The organism is Streptomyces sp. CT34, assembly GCF_000805335.1.
In the GTDB taxonomy this organism is placed as follows: domain Bacteria; phylum Actinomycetota; class Actinomycetes; order Streptomycetales; family Streptomycetaceae; genus Streptomyces.
In genome coordinates, this window is the sequence record NZ_KN708638.1 from 7,916,153 (window position 1) to 7,932,077 (window position 15,925).

The 15,925-nt window shown below is 72.4% G+C and carries 14 protein-coding genes; 13 read left to right on the forward strand and 1 reads right to left on the reverse strand.

Annotation, left to right across the window (positions count from 1 at the left end; genetic code table 11):
* Positions 1–34 precede the first annotated feature (34 nt).
* Positions 35–544: a methylated-DNA--[protein]-cysteine S-methyltransferase gene (locus RZ84_RS34225; RefSeq protein ID WP_043268511.1), complete on the forward strand. Its 510-nt coding sequence runs from the start codon at positions 35–37 to the stop codon at positions 542–544.
* Between the two features lie 36 nt (positions 545–580).
* A complete protein-coding gene (locus tag RZ84_RS34230; RefSeq protein ID WP_043268514.1) occupies positions 581–1,309 on the forward strand; it encodes a 2OG-Fe(II) oxygenase in 729 nt (242 codons plus the stop codon).
* Here RZ84_RS34230 and RZ84_RS34235 read toward each other — a convergent pair.
* Entirely contained in the window at positions 1,297–2,328 is a 1,032-nt protein-coding gene (locus RZ84_RS34235; RefSeq protein ID WP_078894488.1) for a ScbA/BarX family gamma-butyrolactone biosynthesis protein, read from the reverse strand. The genes RZ84_RS34230 and RZ84_RS34235 overlap by 13 nt on opposite strands.
* A 173-nt stretch (positions 2,329–2,501) precedes the next feature.
* On the opposite strand from RZ84_RS34235, the gene RZ84_RS34240 reads away from it, so the two are divergent.
* The 11 genes from RZ84_RS34240 (at position 2,502) to RZ84_RS34290 (ending at position 15,782) form a co-directional block, all read left to right on the forward strand.
* Positions 2,502–3,197, forward strand: a complete 696-nt coding sequence (locus RZ84_RS34240) for a ScbR family autoregulator-binding transcription factor (RefSeq protein WP_052230370.1) — start codon at positions 2,502–2,504, stop codon at positions 3,195–3,197.
* 397 nt (positions 3,198–3,594) lie between these two features.
* Positions 3,595–5,979, forward strand: a complete 2,385-nt coding sequence (locus tag RZ84_RS34245; RefSeq protein ID WP_043271684.1) for an MFS transporter — start codon at positions 3,595–3,597, stop codon at positions 5,977–5,979.
* 469 nt (positions 5,980–6,448) lie between these two features.
* Positions 6,449–7,645: a Gfo/Idh/MocA family protein gene (locus RZ84_RS34250; RefSeq protein WP_043271686.1), complete on the forward strand. Its 1,197-nt coding sequence runs from the start codon at positions 6,449–6,451 to the stop codon at positions 7,643–7,645.
* A 452-nt stretch (positions 7,646–8,097) separates the two neighbouring features.
* Positions 8,098–8,793: a DUF4232 domain-containing protein gene (locus tag RZ84_RS34255; protein WP_052230371.1), complete on the forward strand. Its 696-nt coding sequence runs from the start codon at positions 8,098–8,100 to the stop codon at positions 8,791–8,793.
* 156 nt (positions 8,794–8,949) lie between these two features.
* Positions 8,950–10,029, forward strand: coding sequence for an NADH-quinone oxidoreductase subunit B family protein (locus tag RZ84_RS34260; protein ID WP_043268516.1), 1,080 nt, complete (start codon positions 8,950–8,952; stop codon positions 10,027–10,029).
* A 151-nt stretch (positions 10,030–10,180) separates the two neighbouring features.
* Positions 10,181–11,965: a nickel-dependent hydrogenase large subunit gene (locus RZ84_RS34265; RefSeq protein WP_043268518.1), complete on the forward strand. Its 1,785-nt coding sequence runs from the start codon at positions 10,181–10,183 to the stop codon at positions 11,963–11,965.
* The gene (locus tag RZ84_RS34270) at positions 11,962–12,504 is read left to right on the forward strand and encodes a hypothetical protein (RefSeq protein WP_043268520.1); all 543 of its coding nucleotides are present in this window, start codon (positions 11,962–11,964) and stop codon (positions 12,502–12,504) included. Before RZ84_RS34265 ends, RZ84_RS34270 begins: the two co-directional genes overlap by 4 nt.
* Positions 12,501–13,145 carry a DUF5947 family protein gene (locus tag RZ84_RS34275; protein ID WP_043268522.1) on the forward strand — a complete coding sequence of 215 codons (645 nt, stop codon included), beginning with the start codon at positions 12,501–12,503 and terminating at the stop codon, positions 13,143–13,145. Before RZ84_RS34270 ends, RZ84_RS34275 begins: the two co-directional genes overlap by 4 nt.
* Entirely contained in the window at positions 13,142–13,837 is a 696-nt protein-coding gene (locus RZ84_RS34280) for a DUF6084 family protein (protein WP_043268524.1), read from the forward strand. The genes RZ84_RS34275 and RZ84_RS34280 overlap by 4 nt, the downstream gene beginning before the upstream one ends.
* Complete coding sequence (locus tag RZ84_RS34285; protein ID WP_043268526.1) at positions 13,834–15,228, forward strand: hypothetical protein; 1,395 nt, start codon at positions 13,834–13,836, stop codon at positions 15,226–15,228. Before RZ84_RS34280 ends, RZ84_RS34285 begins: the two co-directional genes overlap by 4 nt.
* A complete protein-coding gene (locus tag RZ84_RS34290) occupies positions 15,225–15,782 on the forward strand; it encodes a hydrogenase maturation protease (protein WP_052230372.1) in 558 nt (185 codons plus the stop codon). The genes RZ84_RS34285 and RZ84_RS34290 overlap by 4 nt, the downstream gene beginning before the upstream one ends.
* Positions 15,783–15,925 lie beyond the last annotated feature (143 nt).

Below are 15,925 nucleotides of genomic sequence, written 5' to 3' on the forward strand. Positions count from 1 at the left end.
ACCGACTGACGACACGAACGAAACGAGCAGATCCATGACCCTTTACACCACCCTCGCCGGCCCGATCGGCGAACTCCTGCTGGTGGGCGAGGAATCCGCCACCGCACCGGGCGGTATCGCGCTCGCCTCGCTGTCCGTCCCGGGCCAGAAGGGCGGGGCGACCGTCCAGGACGGCTGGACGTACGACCCGGCCGCGTTCGCCGGGATCGAGCGCCAGCTGCGGGCCTACTTCGACGGCGCGCCGATCCGCTTCGAGATCCCGTACGTCACCCGCGGCACCGCCTTCCAGCAGCGCGTCTGGAAGGCGGTGGAGGACATTCCGTACGGCACCACGACCACCTACGGGCGGATCGCCGCCGACATCGGCGCGGCGCGCGGCGCGGTGCGCGCCATCGGGACCGCGATCGGCGCCAACCCCCTGCTGGTCGTCCGGCCCTGCCATCGCGTCATCGGCGCCGACGGGTCGCTCACCGGCTACGCGGGCGGCCTGGAGCGCAAGGCGCGGCTGCTCGCCCTCGAAGGCGCGCTGCCGGCCGAGAGCTGAACCGCCCGACCACCCAGCCCTCCGGAGTACACCACCATGCCCGCCACCACGACCCGCCCCGCCGTCCTCGCCGACCGCGTCGCCGCCGCCGACTGGCCGGCCCTCGCCGGCGAACTCGACTCCCTGGGCTGCGCGTTGACCCCGCCGCTGCTCACCCCCGCCGACTGCCGCGCGCTGAGCGGGCTCTACGACGAGCCCGGCCACTTTCGTTCCACCGTCGACATGGCACGCCACCGCTTCGGCTCCGGCCGGTACCGCTACTTCGCCGAACCGCTCCCCGAGCCCGTCCAGGCCCTGCGCGAGGCGTTCTACCCGCACCTGCTGCGGATCGCCCGCGACTGGGCGGCCCGGCTCGGCCGACCGGCCCCCTGGCCCGACACGCTCGCCGACTGGCTGGCGATGTGCCATGAGGCCGGCCAGTCCAAGTCCGCCCAGATTCTGCTGCGTTACGGGCCGGGCGACTGGAACGCCCTGCACCGCGACCTCTTCGGCGAACTGGTCTTCCCGCTCCAGGTGGTCATCGGGCTCGACACGCAGGGCACCGACTACACCGGTGGCGAGTTCCTGCTCGTCGAGCAGCGCCCGCGCGCCCAGTCCCGCGGTACCTCGACCGTGCTCCCGCAGGGCCGCGGGCTGGTCTTCACCACCCGGGACCGCCCCGTGCGGTCCGCCCGCGGCTGGTCGGCCGGTCCGGTGCGCCACGGTGTCAGCGCCGTGCGCTCGGGCCGGCGGCACTCCCTGGGGCTGGTCTTTCACGACGCATGAGGCACCTCCGGCGCCGGGGACGCGTCCGTCCGGCCGGGCGCGTCCAGTGCCGTGAGCGTCGACCTGAAGACCGGCTCGCCGTTCTGCGAGCCGGTGACCTGGACCATCGTGGTGCTGGGGATCGCCGACGGGACCCGGCGGGCCTCGATCACGCACGGGACGCCGTGTTCCGCGTACCGGCAGAACTCGGTGCCGAAGGCGTAGGGGACGAAGGTGTCGGGCGCGGTCACCACGTGGGCGGCCTGCTGGGCTGCGTCGAGCAGCGCCAGGCCGGGTACGTGGTCATTTGCCGGGTTGACGACCGCGGCATGGCCGGGGGCGATGCGCAGCAGCCAGCGGTCGGGCCGGTCCGTGGGGGCGAGCAGCACATCGCCGTCGGTGGCGCTGCCGGTCAGCCCGGCCGGGACGGGGGTGGGGAGCGGGCCGACGCTACGGCGTGCCGACAGGCGCTCGCCGCGGATCCGGCGGTAGACGGCGGGCGAGGTGACGCTCACGCTGGAATTGCCCGTCGCGACGATCCGCCCCTCCTTGCGGAGGGTCATGTCGAACCGGCTGCTGACCAGCGAACCGGCCCGCATCCGCATTTTGCTGCACGTGACGTCGATGGTCAGCCGGGTCGGCTCGTTCTCAACGGCGAGCTGTTCGGGGTCGGTTGTGTAGACGAGGTCCCCGAGGATGAAGTGGTGGCCGACCGGCACGCCGAGTTCGGCGTGCGAGAGCAGCAGCCCCGCCTGGCGGATGGTCTCGCCGGCGAGGATGAGGTGGTGCCGGCCGTTGGTCGGGGCGAAGTAGCCGTGATTGTGCGGCCACTGGGCGGTGACCGAGAAATGGCTCTCGTCCACCCGGCGCCACGACGTGATCAGGACATCTTCGGCGAACGGGCGGTGCACGAATTCACGCGGTACACGGGCGGTGAATCCCCGATCGGGCCGGGCGTCGGCGCGAGGGTTCCGGACCGGCTGCGCCTGACGCTGGGTCCTGGGCCGAATCGTGCCGTTGACCTGCAACGTGTCGCTCATGACTGCCCCCAGGCGTCTCTACGGGAAGAGGTACGACGCTGGTAAGATACGTACCATCCGGTTTTCTTTTCAATGGTGGCGAGGAAATTCGAGCCAACGGCTGATCTGCGGGAGACTTGGTCGGTAACCCACTGTGGAAACACCCGTGTGCTTCGAGAGACAGGAGGCGTCCTGTGGCGCAACAGGACCGTGCGATCAGAACCCGGCGGACCATCTTGGAAGCCGCGGCGTCGGTTTTCGACGACCATGGTTACGACCGCGCGACCATCGCCGAAGTCCTTGAGCGAGCCGGTGTCACCAAGGGCGCTCTCTATTTCCACTTCGCCTCGAAGGAGGAGCTCGCCCTCGCCGTGCTCGAAGAGCATGTGGTGGACATCGCGGTGGCGCCGCAGAAGATCAAGCTGCAGGAATTCGTCGACTCGGGCCAGGTCCTGGCCTACCGGCTGCGCCGCGACCCCATGCAGCGCGGTGCCGCCCGCCTCGCCGTCGAGCAGGGCTCCAACCGCCTTGATCGCAAGCGGTCGATGCTGGCGTGGACCCGGTTCGTCGAGGGGCTGCTGGACGAGGCGAAGGAGCGCGGCGAAGTGCTGGACAGCGTGGTCGTGCGGGAGACCGCCGAGCTGTTCGTCGGGGCGTTCGCCGGCCTCCAGGCGATGTCGCACGCCCTGACCAATCAGGCCGACCTCTGCGACCGGCTGGCCGTTTTCTTCGAACACACCCTGCCCAGCATCGCGGTGCCCGCGGTCCTCGCCAAGCTGAAGCTGGACCCCGAGCGCGGCGAGAAGCTCGATGCGGAGCTCCACGGCGGGGGTGCGGACGAGGACCCGTTCCTGGCGGCGGGCAACTCCCTCGCGGACGCCGCCTCGTAGGCATTCAGGACATTGCCCATGAGCCCGGAGAGGTGGGAGGTACAGGCGCATTAAGGGCGAATCGGGCTGCCGAATCAAACCGGGTGTGCGGTCCTGGCCGAGATCCCGGGCCGACCCGAGGTGATTGTCAGTGGCATGCGGTTCACTGGACTCGGTGTCCGGAACGAGACCGGGGGAGGGGCCATGAACGGGCCGGCGAGCGGGCCGCGGGGCAGGTCGGCGGGAGTGAGGGAGATCACCGGGCTCGGCGCGAGACGGTGGGAAGTTTGGCGGAATAGCGCCCTGAGATAAACCGTTCGTCATGCACGTACCGGGGGGTTGTCAACTCCCCTTCACGTTCACGGCGCGCACCGCGCACCCCTCCCTGCTCACCCCTGCCGCCCTGGAGGTCGCCCGCATGACCCAGACGACGACGGACCAGCCACCCGGAAGGGCGGCCGGCGCCTCCGCCGAGCCGCCCGCGTCCGAACCGGCCAGGGGCGCGCACCGCAGAGCGGGCGCCGGCATCGTTCCCGTTCTCGCCTTCGCCGGCATCGTCGTCGCGGTGATGCAGACACTGCTCGTGCCGGTCATCAAGGACCTGCCGACGCTGCTCAACACCCCGGCCGGCAACGCCACATGGGTCTTGACGGCCACCCTCCTCGCCGGTGCCGTCGCGACGCCCATCATGGGCCGCCTCGGCGACCTCTACGGCAAGCGGCGGATGCTGCTCACCAGCCTCGCCGTCATGGTCGGCGGCTCGCTGATCTGCGGGTTCACCGACGACCTGGTCATCATGATCGTCGGCCGGGCTCTCCAGGGCTTCGCCATGGGCGCGATACCCCTCGGTATCGGCATCATGCGCGACGAGCTGCCGCGCGAACGGCTCGGCTCCGCCATGGCGTTGATGAGTTCGTCGATCGGCGTCGGCGGCGGGCTGGCGCTGCCGGCCGCCGCCCTGGTGGCCCAACACGCCGACTGGCACGCCCTGTTCTTCGGCGCCGCCGGGCTCGGTGTGCTGTCGATCCTGCTCACCCTCGTGATCGTCCCCGAGACCGCGGTGCGGGCCCCGGGCGGCTTCGATGTCGCCGGTGCCCTCGGCCTGTCCGCCGGGCTCGTCGCCCTGCTGCTGCCGATCACCAAGGGCAGCGACTGGGGCTGGGGTTCGCCGACCACTCTCGGCCTGTTCGGGGCCGCGGCGCTGATATTGGTGCTGTGGGGCGTGATGGAGCTGCGGATCGCCGATCCGCTGGTCGACCTGCGCACCAGCGCGCGGCGCGAGGTGCTGCTCACCAACCTCGCCTCGATCACGGTCGGTGTGTCGTTCTACGCCATCTCGCTGGTGCTGCCGCAGCTGCTCCAGCTGCCGAAGTCGACCGGCTACGGCCTGGGCCAGCCCATGGTGGTGGCCGGTCTGTGCATGGCGCCCCTGGGCCTGACGATGATGCTCGTCTCCCCGGTGTACGCACGGATCGCCGCCCGGCGCGGCCCCAAGATCTCGCTGCTGCTGGGCATGCTGGTCATCGGGATCGGCTACGGCGGCGGCATCGGCCTGATGAGCGCCCCGTGGCAGACGGTCATCATCGCGGTGGTCGTCGGCGCGGGCATCGGGCTGGCGTACTCCTCGCTGCCGGCGCTGATCGTCGGCGCCGTCGACCCCTCCGAGACCGGCGCGGCGAACGGCCTCAACACCCTGATGCGCTCGATCGGCACGTCCGTGTCCAGCGCGGCGATCGGCATGGTGCTCGCCCATATGTCGACCCGCATCGGCCCGGTCTCGGTGCCCACGATGTCCGGCTTCCGGGTCTCCTTCCTGATCGCCACGGCGGTGGTCGGCCTCGGCGTGCTGGTGGCGGCCTTCCTGCCGTCCCAGCGGACCGCGTCCCGGCGGACGCCGGTCGCCCGGCACACGGACGGGGTCGACGCGCCCGATGCGGCCGACGAAACCGGTGCGGCCGGCGCGGTGGCGGCGGTGGCGGCCACGCCGGAGCCGGCGGCCGAGCGCGCCCCGGCGCGGCAGCCCGTGGCCGGACTCCGCGGGCGGGTCGTCGACGCGTCCGGTGCGCCGGTGCCGCGCGCCGGTGTCACGCTGATCGACCGGCAGGGGCAGCAGGCCGGTGTCACCACGGCCGACGCCGAGGGGCGCTATGCGCTCGCCACCCCTGGCGCCGGCACGTACGTGCTCACCGGCGCCGCCCCGGGCCACACCCCGCACGCGGTGGCGGTGACCTGCCACGGCGCGGGTGCGCTCGTCGAGACGGATCTGCTACTGGCCACCGCCGACAGTCGCCTCGGCGGGACCCTGCTCGGCGGCTCTGACGGCACCCCGCTCGCCGGTGCGAGCATCGTCGTCACCGACGCCCGGGGCGATGTGGTGACCCGTACGACGACCGGCGCCGACGGCAGTTGGGCCGTCGCCCAGCTGCCGAACGGTGACTACACCCTCGTGCTCAGCGCCCCCGGCCACCAGCCGCAGGCCCGTGCCGCCCAGCTGCCCGGCGGCGGCCCGGAGCGCCAGGACGCCCGGCTCCAGCCGACCGCCACCGTGCGCGGTACCGTCCGCGGCCCGGACGGGCAGCCCCTGCGGGACGCCGCCGTGACCCTCCTCGACGACGGTACGGTCGCCGGACACACGGTCACCGGCCCGGACGGCGCGTTCGCCTTCGCCGACCTGAGTGGCCGTCACTACACCCTCTCGGCGGCCGGCTATCCGCCGCACGCCGCGCCGATATCCCTCTCCGGAGGCGGCGACGCGGTGCTGGATCTGGACCTCGTCCAGCCGTCGGGCGCCGAGGCGCGCTGACGACCGACGGCGCGGGCCCGCCCGCGCCGCCTGAGCGCGGCGTCCCCGCACCGCGCCGATACGCGCCCGGGTCCCGCCCCCCCAGGGGGCTAACACGCCGTCAAGTACCCCCGGGCTTCGGCTGGTTCGTTCGGCCTGGAGCGTGCTGCCGACCGCCTCGGCGTCGCCGCTCGCGACGGCCTCCACCACGGCCGCGTGGCGGGCGTCGCCGTACCGGGGGTCCCGCTCGCGCAGGCCGAGCAGCTGGACGAGTGTGCGGTGCCGCACCGGCGCGGTCACCCCAGGGGGGTCCGGGCCCGGACACCTCCGTGCCGACCGCGTCCCTGCGGGCCGTCCCGGCAGCCGTCAACCGCCGCCTCCTGTCCGCCCCTTCACCGGGGCGTAAGCGGGCCGGCACCGGGGCAGACCGGCAGTCGGGTGCACCGGAACGCCGGTGCACCCGCGGACGGGCGAGCGGACGGGAGAGACCGTGGCGGCGGACCTCGGCATCGGCGTCATCGGACTCGGCATGCGCGGCAACCTGGCGGACGCCGCGCACCGGCCCGGCCGGGGCTCTGCGGTCACCGCCGTCGCCGATCTCGACCCCGGCGTCCGCAGCCGCGCAGCCGCCCGCTTCGGCGCCCGCCTCGTCACCGGCGACCACCGCCAACTCCTCGCCGACGACCGGCTCCACGCGGGCATCGTCGCCACCCCCGACGACACCCACGAGCGCATCGCCTGCGACGCGCTGGAAGCGGGCCGCCCGGTCTACGTCGAAAAGCCGCTCGGCATCACCGCCGAGAGCTGTGACACCATCCTGCGCACCGCCCGCCGGACCGGCACCCGCCTCTACGTCGGGCACAACATGCGGCACATGGGCGTGGTCCGGCTGATGCACCGTCTGATCGCCCGCGGCGACATCGGCGAGCCCAAGACGGTGTGGACCCGGCACTTCGTCTCGTACGGCGGTGACTACTACTTCAAGGACTGGCACGCCGACCGCCGCCGCACCACCGGCCTGCTGCTCCAGAAGGCCGCCCACGACATCGATGTGATCCATCTGCTCGCCGGCGGATACACCCGCCGCGTCAACGCCCTCGGCGACCTCCTCGTCTACGGCGACCTGCCGCGCCGCGCCCCCGGCACCCCGCGCCCGGACGGTTGGCTGCGGGAGTACGACTGGCCGCCGACCGCCCGCCGGGATCTGCACCACGTGGTGGACGTCGAGGACGCGTCCGTGATGAACATGCAGCTCGACAACGGAGTGATCGCCGCCTACCAGCAGTGCCACTTCACCCCCGACTACTGGCGCAACTACACCGTCATCGGCACCGAGGGCCGGCTGGAGAACTTCGGCGACGGTCCCGGCGACATCGTGCGGGTGTGGAACACCGGACCCACCGGCTACCGCCCGGAGGGCGACGTCACCCACCGGGTGCCCGAGGCCGGCGGGTCGCACGGCGGTGCCGACGCCCGGATCATCGACGAGTTCCTCCGGTTCGTCCGCGAGGGCGGGGCCACGGACACCTCACCGGTCTCCGCCCGGATGAGCGTCGCCGCGGGCGAGGCGGCCACCCGCTCACTGCGCTCCGGCGGCGTCCCGTACGAGGTGCCTCCGCTCGACGACGAGCTGCGGGGGTACTTCGAGCGCGGCCAGCAGCCCCTGCCACCGCGGCGCCGTCAATGAGCGCGGTGCGTTCACACCCGATGGTGGTGTTTCGGCCGTCTGAGGACCACCGGCCCACGTCCGGTGCCCACCGCCGTCACGCGGACCAAGCGCCCATCACCGCCCCGTACACGCCCCTGCGCGCCGGACGACCGCGCCGCGCCGCACGGCGGGGCTCCCGGGGCGGATGGGGCGGCCGGGACCGGTGGGCCGGAGGTCTGAAACGGCCGAACCTCGTAGTGCCGCGTCCGCAACCGTGAAGATTTCTGCGAGCCTGGGCGGCGCAGCGGAGTTCCGGCTGGTCACAAGGCCGCCCGGAGCTGTGTCGTACCGGGCGTGTGGCCTCGTTAGCGGTGTGTTAGTGCCCCGTTAGCGGACCGGCAGTGCCCGGGGTCACGCTGGAAGAGCAACGGACGGACCGTACGCACCCAACTTTTACGAGGGTACCCACCTACCAGACGAGGGGGAGACTCATGTCGCTCACCATCAAGACCCTCGGCCGCGGCCGGCGTGTCGCCGCCGGATCGCTGATCGCCGTCACGGCGCTGACGCTCACCGCCTGCCAGAACGGCACGGACGCCGCGTCCCGCCCCTCGTCGGCCGGCGCGCCCGCCACCTCCACGGCGAACGGGCAGTCGGCCGGCGCCAACGCGCAGACCACCGGGCACGGCGCGCGGCCGTCCAACGGTGCCAAGCCCTCCGGCTCCGCCGCGGGCCTGCCGAACGCCAGCCAGGCCAACCCCTCGGCCATGACGGAGTCGGACCGCTGCACCGCCAACAACATGTCGCTGCACCTGGGCCGCGTCGACATCGGCGCGGGCAACATCCGCGTCCCGCTGGTGTTCACCAACAAGGGCAAGAAGACCTGCTCGCTGCGCGGCTTCCCCGGCGTCTCGCTGATCCAGCGCGACGGGTCCTCCGTCGGCAAGCCCGCCAGCCGCGAGGGTGCCGCGGGCGGCACCATCCACCTCCGGCCCGGGCAGAGCGCGCACGCCCTGCTGCACACGGTCAACGAAGGTGTCTCGGGCACCCCGTGCTGGAAGAACTCGCAGATCGTCTTCGTCTACCCGCCCGGCTCCAAGGAGTCGATGACCACCGGCAGCGGCGGGCTGCGGGTGTGCGGCGGCACGTTCACCGTGACCTCGCTGGAAGCCGGTTCGCCAAGCTGACCGCGAAACCCCTCTCCGGCCGCGGGGCCGTTCCGGTGCTGGTGCGTCACCGGAACGGCCCCGCTCGGCTCTCCGGAGCCCCGCGGCGGTGTTACGAAGGTGAGCGGAAGCCGTCAGAGCGCTTTCGCTGCACCCCTCCCTAGGAGGCACACCGCCATGGATGCCGCACCCGCGACCGCGACCGACGCCGCCCGGCCGTCGGCCGAGGACGAGTCACCGATCCACGTCCTCTGGATCAACGCCGGCCTGAGCTGTGACGGCGATTCGGTCGCCCTGACCGCCGCGACCCAGCCGAGCATCGAGGAAATCGCGCTCAGCGTGCTGCCGGGACTTCCCAAGATCCAGGTCCACTGGCCGCTGATCGACTTCGAATGCGGGCCCACCCAGGGCGCGGACACCTTCATCGAGTGGTTCTTCAAGGGCGAACGCGGTGAGATCGACCCGTTCGTGCTGGTCATCGAGGGATCCATCCCCAACGAGTCGATCAAGCCGGAGGGCTACTGGTGCGGCTTCGGGGACAACCCGGAGACCGGCCAGCCGATGACCACCAGCGACTGGATCGACCGACTGGCCCCCAAGGCACTCGCCGTCGTCGCCATCGGCACCTGCGCCACCTACGGCGGCATCCACGCCATGGCCGGCAATCCGACCGGCGCCATGGGTGTGCCCGACTACCTGGGCTGGGACTGGAAGTCCAAGGCCGGCATCCCGATCGTGTGCGTACCGGGCTGCCCGATCAAGCCCGACAACTTCTCCGAGACGCTGGTCTACCTGCTCTACCAGGCGGCCGGCGCGGCACCGATGATCCCGCTGGACGAGCAGCTGCGGCCCACCTGGCTGTTCGGGGAGACCGTGCACGAGGGCTGCGACCGGGCCGGGTACTACGAGCAGGGGCAGTTCGCCACCACCTACGACTCGCCCAAGTGCCTGGTGAAGCTCGGATGCTGGGGGCCCGTGGTCAAATGCAATGTGCCCAAGCGGGGCTGGATGGACGGCATCGGCGGCTGCCCCAACGTCGGCGGGGTCTGCATCGCCTGCACCATGCCCGGCTTCCCCGACAAGTTCATGCCGTTCATGGACGAGCCGCCCGGCGCCAAGCTCTCCAGCACCACCAGTGCCGCGTACGGCACCGTCGTCCGGCGGCTCCGCGGCATCACGGCCAGGACCGTGGACCACGAACCGAAGTGGCGGCACCGCGGCGAGAAGCTGACCACCGGCTACCGGCGCCCGTGGTAACCGCCCCGGACCCGGCCGCCCCGTCGGCGGGCGGCCCGTCGGCAACCGCCTGAGCAACCCGTGCCGGACACGTTGCACACCTGCCGGACACAATGTCAGACCCCATGTCAGACCCCACCTCCCGCGCGCGCAGAAGGGCACGGCACACACCATGGCAGCGAAGACCAAGACGGCCGGTGACGGCAGCGGTCTGACGGAGATGTCCTGGGATCCGATCACCCGGATCGTGGGCAGCCTCGGTATCCACACGAAGATCGACTTCAAGCAGAAGCGGGTCGCGGAGTGCTACAGCACCTCGTCCGTCTTCCGCGGCTACAGCGTCTTCATGCGCGGCAAGGACCCGCGCGACGCCCACTTCATCACCAGCCGGATCTGCGGCATCTGCGGCGACAACCACGCCACGTGCTCGGTCTACACGCAGAACATGGCCTACGGCGTCAAGCCGCCGCACCTCGGCGAGTGGATCATCAACCTCGGCGAGTCCGCGGAGTACATGTTCGACCACAACATCTTCCAGGAGAACCTGGTCGGGGTCGACTACTGCGAGAAGATGGTCCGCGAGACCAACCCGGGTGTCTGGGAGCTCGCCCAGCGCACCGAGGCCCCGCACGCCGGCGAGCACGGCTACCGCACCATCGCCGACATCATGACCTCCCTCAACCCCATCGAGGGCGAGTTCTACCGCGAGGCGCTCCAGGTCAGCCGCTACACCCGGGAGATGTTCTGCCTGATGGAGGGCCGCCATGTGCACCCCTCCACGCTCTACCCGGGCGGCGTCGGCACCGTGGCCAGCGTCCAGCTCTTCACCGACTACCTCAGCCGGCTGATGCGCTACGTGGAGTTCATGAAGCGCGTGGTGCCGCTCCACGACGACCTGTTCGACTTCTTCTACGAGGCGCTGCCCGGCTACGAGGAGGTCGGCCGGCGGCGGGTGCTGCTCGGCTGCTGGGGCGCGCTCAACGACCCCGAGCACTGCGACTTCACCTACCGCAACATGACGGACTGGGGCCGGAAGATGTTCGTCACCCCGGGCATCATCGTCGACGGCAAGCTGGTCACCAACGACCTCACCCAGATCAACCTCGGTATCCGGATCCTGCTCGGCAGCTCCTACTACCAGGACTGGGAAGGCCAGGAGCAGTTCGTCACCCACGACCCGCTCGGCAACCCCATCGACCCGCGCCACCCCTGGAACCAGCACACCATCCCCGCCCCGCAGAAGCGGGACTTCAACGACAAGTACAGCTGGGTGATGTCGCCGCGCTGGTTCGACGGCAAGGAGCACCTGGCGCTGGACACCGGCGGCGGCCCGATCGCCCGCCTGTGGTCCACCGCGCTGTCCGGGCTCGTCGACACCCCGTACGTCAAGGCCACCGGCAACAGTGTCGTCATCGACCTGCCGCGCAGCATGACCCGGCCCGAGACCCGCCTCGAGTGGAAGATCCCGAAGTGGAGCAACGCGCTGGAGCGCAACCGCGCCCGCACCTACTTCCAGGCGTACGCGGCGGCCATGGCGCTGCACTTCGCCGAGCAGGGGCTGGAGGAGGTCCGCGCCGGACGCACCCAGACCTGGGAGAAGTTCGAGGTCCCCGACGAGTCCATCGGCTGCGGCTTCACCGAGGCGGTACGCGGCGTCCTCTCGCACCACATGGTCATCCGCGACGGCAAGATCGCCAACTACCACCCGTATCCGCCGACCCCGTGGAACGCCAGCACCCGCGACACCTACGGCACCCCGGGCCCCTACGAGGACGCGGTGCAGAACACCCCGATCTTCGAGGAGAACTCCCCGGACAACTTCAAGGGCATCGACATCATGCGGACGGTGCGCAGCTTCGACCCGTGCCTGCCCTGTGGCGTCCACATGTACGTCGGCGACGGCCGGTCCGTCCAGAGCATGCACGTGCCCACCGGGCTGAGCGGACTGGCCGGATGACCGCGCCGACCGCCGAGCTGACGGGCCGCCGGGTCGAGGAAGTACTGGACCGCCTCACCGCACAGGGCGACGGCGGATCGGCCGCAGCCGCCGAGGAACTCGTCCGCGCGCTGATGGACTTCTACGGCGCCGGGCTCACCCGGATCATGCACCTGGTGGAGCGGCGCACCGGCGAGGGCGGGCCGCGCGCCGCGCTGCTGGCCGACGAGCTGGTCAGCAGCCTGCTGGTGCTGCACGATCTGCACCCGGACGACGTCACCACCCGCATCGGCCGGGCGCTGGAGAGCGTCCGGCGGCAAATCGCCGCGGAGGTGGCGGAGTTCGACGCGGACACCGGCGCGCTGCGGCTGCGGACCGCGGGCTCCGGCGGCTGCGGCTGCCCGGGCAGCGCCGCGGGCGAGCGCGAGGCGGTGGCGGCGGCGCTGTCGTGCTTCGCGCCCGAGGTGACCTCGATCGTGTGGGAGGCCCAGGACCGCACGCCGGAGCCGGCCCTGCTGCAGATCTCCCGGCGCCCGCCGACCGCCGCCGCGGCGCCGTGAGCGCCCCGCAAACGGCCGCGCACCGCGGTCTGCGGCGGTTCCGCGCCCCGGCGCCCGCACCGCCCGAGCGCTGCGAACTGTGCGGTGCCGAACTGACCGGCCGGCACCGCCACTTGGTCGACACCAGCAACCGCGCGCTGGCCTGCGCCTGCATCCCCTGCGCGCTGCTCTTCCAGCGGCCCGGTGCCGGCGGCGGACAGTTCCGCACCGTCCCGGACCGCTGCCTCACCGACCCCGCGCACCGCCTCGATGACGCGGCCTGGGACCGGCTCCAGATCCCCGTCGGCGTCGTGTTCTTCCTGCGCAACACCGCGCTGGACCGGGTGGTGGCGCTCTACCCCAGCCCGGCCGGCGCCACCGAGAGCGAACTCGACCCGGAGCGCTGGCAGACCCTGCTGGACGCCGGCGACCTGGCCGGGCTCCTCGAACCCGATGTGGAGGCCCTGCTGCTGCGCCGCACCGACGACCGGATCGAGTGCTACCTCGTACCGGTCGACATCGCCTACGAACTCGTCGGCCGGCTGCGGCTGTTGTGGCGGGGCTTCGACGGCGGTGCCGAGGCGCGCGAGGCGCTCACCGAGTTCTTCCGCGACGTCGCCGGCCGGGCCCGGGAACCGCGCGAGGAGGACCGGCGGCCGTGAGCGAGCTGTCCTTCACCTGCCTCGGTGTCCGCGCCGACCGCTACGCCGCGGCGCCCACCCTCCTCTTCCGGCTGCGGATCAGCACCCCGGGACCGGACCGGGTGCACGCCGTCGCGCTGCGCTGCCAGCTGCGGATCGAACCGGCCCGGCGCGACTACGGCCCCGAGGAGGCCGCCGCGCTCGCCGACCTCTTCGGCGAGCGGGCGCGCTGGGGCAGCACCCTCAAACCCCTCCAGTTCGCCCAGGTCTCCCTCGTCGTGCCGGGCTTCACCGGCGAGACGGAGGTGGACCTGCCGGTGCCCTGCACCTACGACCTGGAGGTCGCCGCCGGGCGGTACTTCCACGCACTGCGGGACGGCGAGGTGCCGTTGCTGCTGCTGTTCTCCGGCACGGTGTTCGCCGGTGCCGGCGGCTTCCGGGTGATCCCGGTGCCCTGGCACAAGGAGGCGGCGTGCCGGATGCCGGTGGCCGTCTGGCAGGAAATGACCGAGACCCACTTCCCGGGCGGCGGCTGGCTGCGGCTGCCGCGGGAGACCCTGGACGCGCTCCTCGCCTTCCGGTCCCGGCACGCGCTGCCGTCCTGGGAGGCCACCGTTGAGGCGCTGCTGGCCCGCGCGGAGGACCCCGGGCCGCGCGCCCGGCTCTTCCCCGGAGCCGTCGCCCGTCCCGTCACCGAGAGGACCGAGTCGTGACGACCCACGTGCCGAACGATGCGCTGGGCGAGCGGTTCGCCGCCGTCCGGCAGGTTGCCGACGCCGTGCTGTTCGAGGGCTATGTGCTCTACCCCTACCGGGCGTCCGCCGCCAAGAACCGGCTGCGCTGGCAGTTCGGCGTGCTGGTGCCGCCCCGCTGGGGAGCGGACCGCGCCGAGCACTCCCACCAGCGCACCGAATGCCTCATGGAGCCCCGCTCGGATGCCCGGCTCCGCGCCGAGCTCCGGTTTCTGCGCGCCCAGCGGCGCACCGTCCAACGCCTGTGCCCGGACGGCGAGTTCGAGACCGTACCGGAACTGGAACTGCCCGACCGGGTGCTGGTCCCGTGGGACGAGGGAGCCGAGGAGCGCTGCCCGCTAGACGTGGCGGTCGCCGATCTCGCCGGGGACGGCGTCACCGTCCCGCTGACCTGGCCCGCGGGCGAGGACACCGAGCCGGTGCACGACGCGGACGGGAAGCCGGTCGGCCGGCTGGTGCGCCGCCGCGAGGAGGTCAGCGGCCGGCTGCGGCTGACCGCGAGCGAGATCGACGGACCGTACGCGGTACTGCGGCTGACCGCGACCGTGGAGAACACCAGCACCTGGGCACCGGAGCCGGCGGCCGACCGGGCGGCGGCGCTGCCGCGTTCGCTGGTCGCCGCGCATCTGCTGCTCGGCCTGAGCGGCGGCCGGTTCCTGTCCCTGACCGACCCGCCCGAGTGGGCCAAGGGCGCGGTCGCCGACTGCCGCAACGAGCACACCTGGCCGGTGCTCGCCGGCCCGCCCGGCAGCGCCGACGTGGTCCTGTCGTCCCCGATCATCCTGGAGGACCACCCGGCCGTCGCCCCCGAGAGCCCCGGCCCGCTCTACGACGCCCTGGAGATCGACGAGATCCTCGCCCTGCGCACGGCGGCCCTCACCGACCAGGAGAAGCGCGAGGCCCGCGGCACCGACCGCCGGGCGGCCGAGGTCATCCACCTCGCCGACAGCATGCCGCCGGAGGTGCTGGACCGGCTGCACGGCGCCGTACGGTCGCTGCGCGAGGCCACCGGACCGGATACGGGCGAGGAAGTGACCCGCACTGACGCCCCCTGGTGGGACCCCGGCAGCGACCGCTCGGTGGATCCCGAGCGCGACCGGATCGTCATCAACGGCCGGTCGGTCGGCTCCGGCAGCCGGGTGCGGCTGCGCCCCGGCAGGCGCCGTACCGACGCCCAGGACCTCTTCCTCCACGGACTCACCGCACAGGTCGAGGCCGTCCTGCACGACGTGGACGGCGGGGTGCACCTCGCGGTGACCGTGGACGGCGACCCGGGCGCCGACATCCGGCGCGAACAGGGCCGCTTCCTGTACTTCCAGCCCGACGAACTCGCGCCCCTGGAGGACGCGTGAACCGCGCCGCAGCCCGCACCGCGACCACCGGCAGGACGCTGATCGCGGGCGTCGGCAACATCTTCCTCGGCGACGACGGCTTCGGCGTCGAGGCCGTCCGCGCGCTCGGCCAACACCCCCTCCCCGAGGGCGTCGAGGTCGTCGACGCCGGTGTGCGGGGCGTCCACCTGGCCTACCAGATGCTGGACGGCTACCAGACGGTGCTGCTGGTCGACGCCTGCGCGCGCGGCGGCGAACCCGGCTCGCTCCACGTCCTCGACGCCACCGACCCCGCCGACGGACAGCGGCCCGCGACCACCCCCCTCGACGGGCACCACATGACACCGGACGCGGTGCTGGCGCTGCTCGGCACGCTCAGCGCCGGCACCGGCGGCCGGCGCCCCCCGCGCGTCCTGGTCGTCGGCTGCGAACCGGCCGACACCGCGGAAGGCATCGGACTCAGCGAACCGGTCGCCGCCGCCGTCGACGAGGCCGTACGGATCGTGCGGCAACTGGTCGGCGCGGACCGGCCGGCCCCGGCCACCACCAGTGAGAGGAACACGACACCATGCTGAAGCTGGCACTCGGCGGCGCGCTCGCCGCCGTCCTCGCGCTCGCCCTGCGCAACCTGCCCGACCTCAGGCGCTATCTGCGGATGCGCACCATGTGACGCGGGCCGGCGCGGGCCGCTGCACCGAACGTGTATGCCACCGCGCCG

Excerpts from the sequence above, each read along its gene's own strand:
- RZ84_RS34260 (WP_043268516.1), top strand. The coding sequence starts at position 8,950 with ATGGATGCCGCACCCGCGACCGCGACCGACGCCGCCCGGCCGTCGGCC.
- RZ84_RS34245 (WP_043271684.1), top strand. The coding sequence starts at position 3,595 with ATGACCCAGACGACGACGGACCAGCCACCCGGAAGGGCGGCCGGCGCC.
- RZ84_RS34270 (WP_043268520.1), top strand. The coding sequence starts at position 11,962 with ATGACCGCGCCGACCGCCGAGCTGACGGGCCGCCGGGTCGAGGAAGTA.
- RZ84_RS34230 (WP_043268514.1), top strand. The coding sequence starts at position 581 with ATGCCCGCCACCACGACCCGCCCCGCCGTCCTCGCCGACCGCGTCGCC.
- RZ84_RS34235 (WP_078894488.1), bottom strand. The coding sequence starts at position 2,328 with ATGAGCGACACGTTGCAGGTCAACGGCACGATTCGGCCCAGGACCCAG.
- RZ84_RS34265 (WP_043268518.1), top strand. The coding sequence starts at position 10,181 with ATGGCAGCGAAGACCAAGACGGCCGGTGACGGCAGCGGTCTGACGGAG.
- RZ84_RS34255 (WP_052230371.1), top strand. The coding sequence starts at position 8,098 with ATGTCGCTCACCATCAAGACCCTCGGCCGCGGCCGGCGTGTCGCCGCC.
- RZ84_RS34225 (WP_043268511.1), top strand. The coding sequence starts at position 35 with ATGACCCTTTACACCACCCTCGCCGGCCCGATCGGCGAACTCCTGCTG.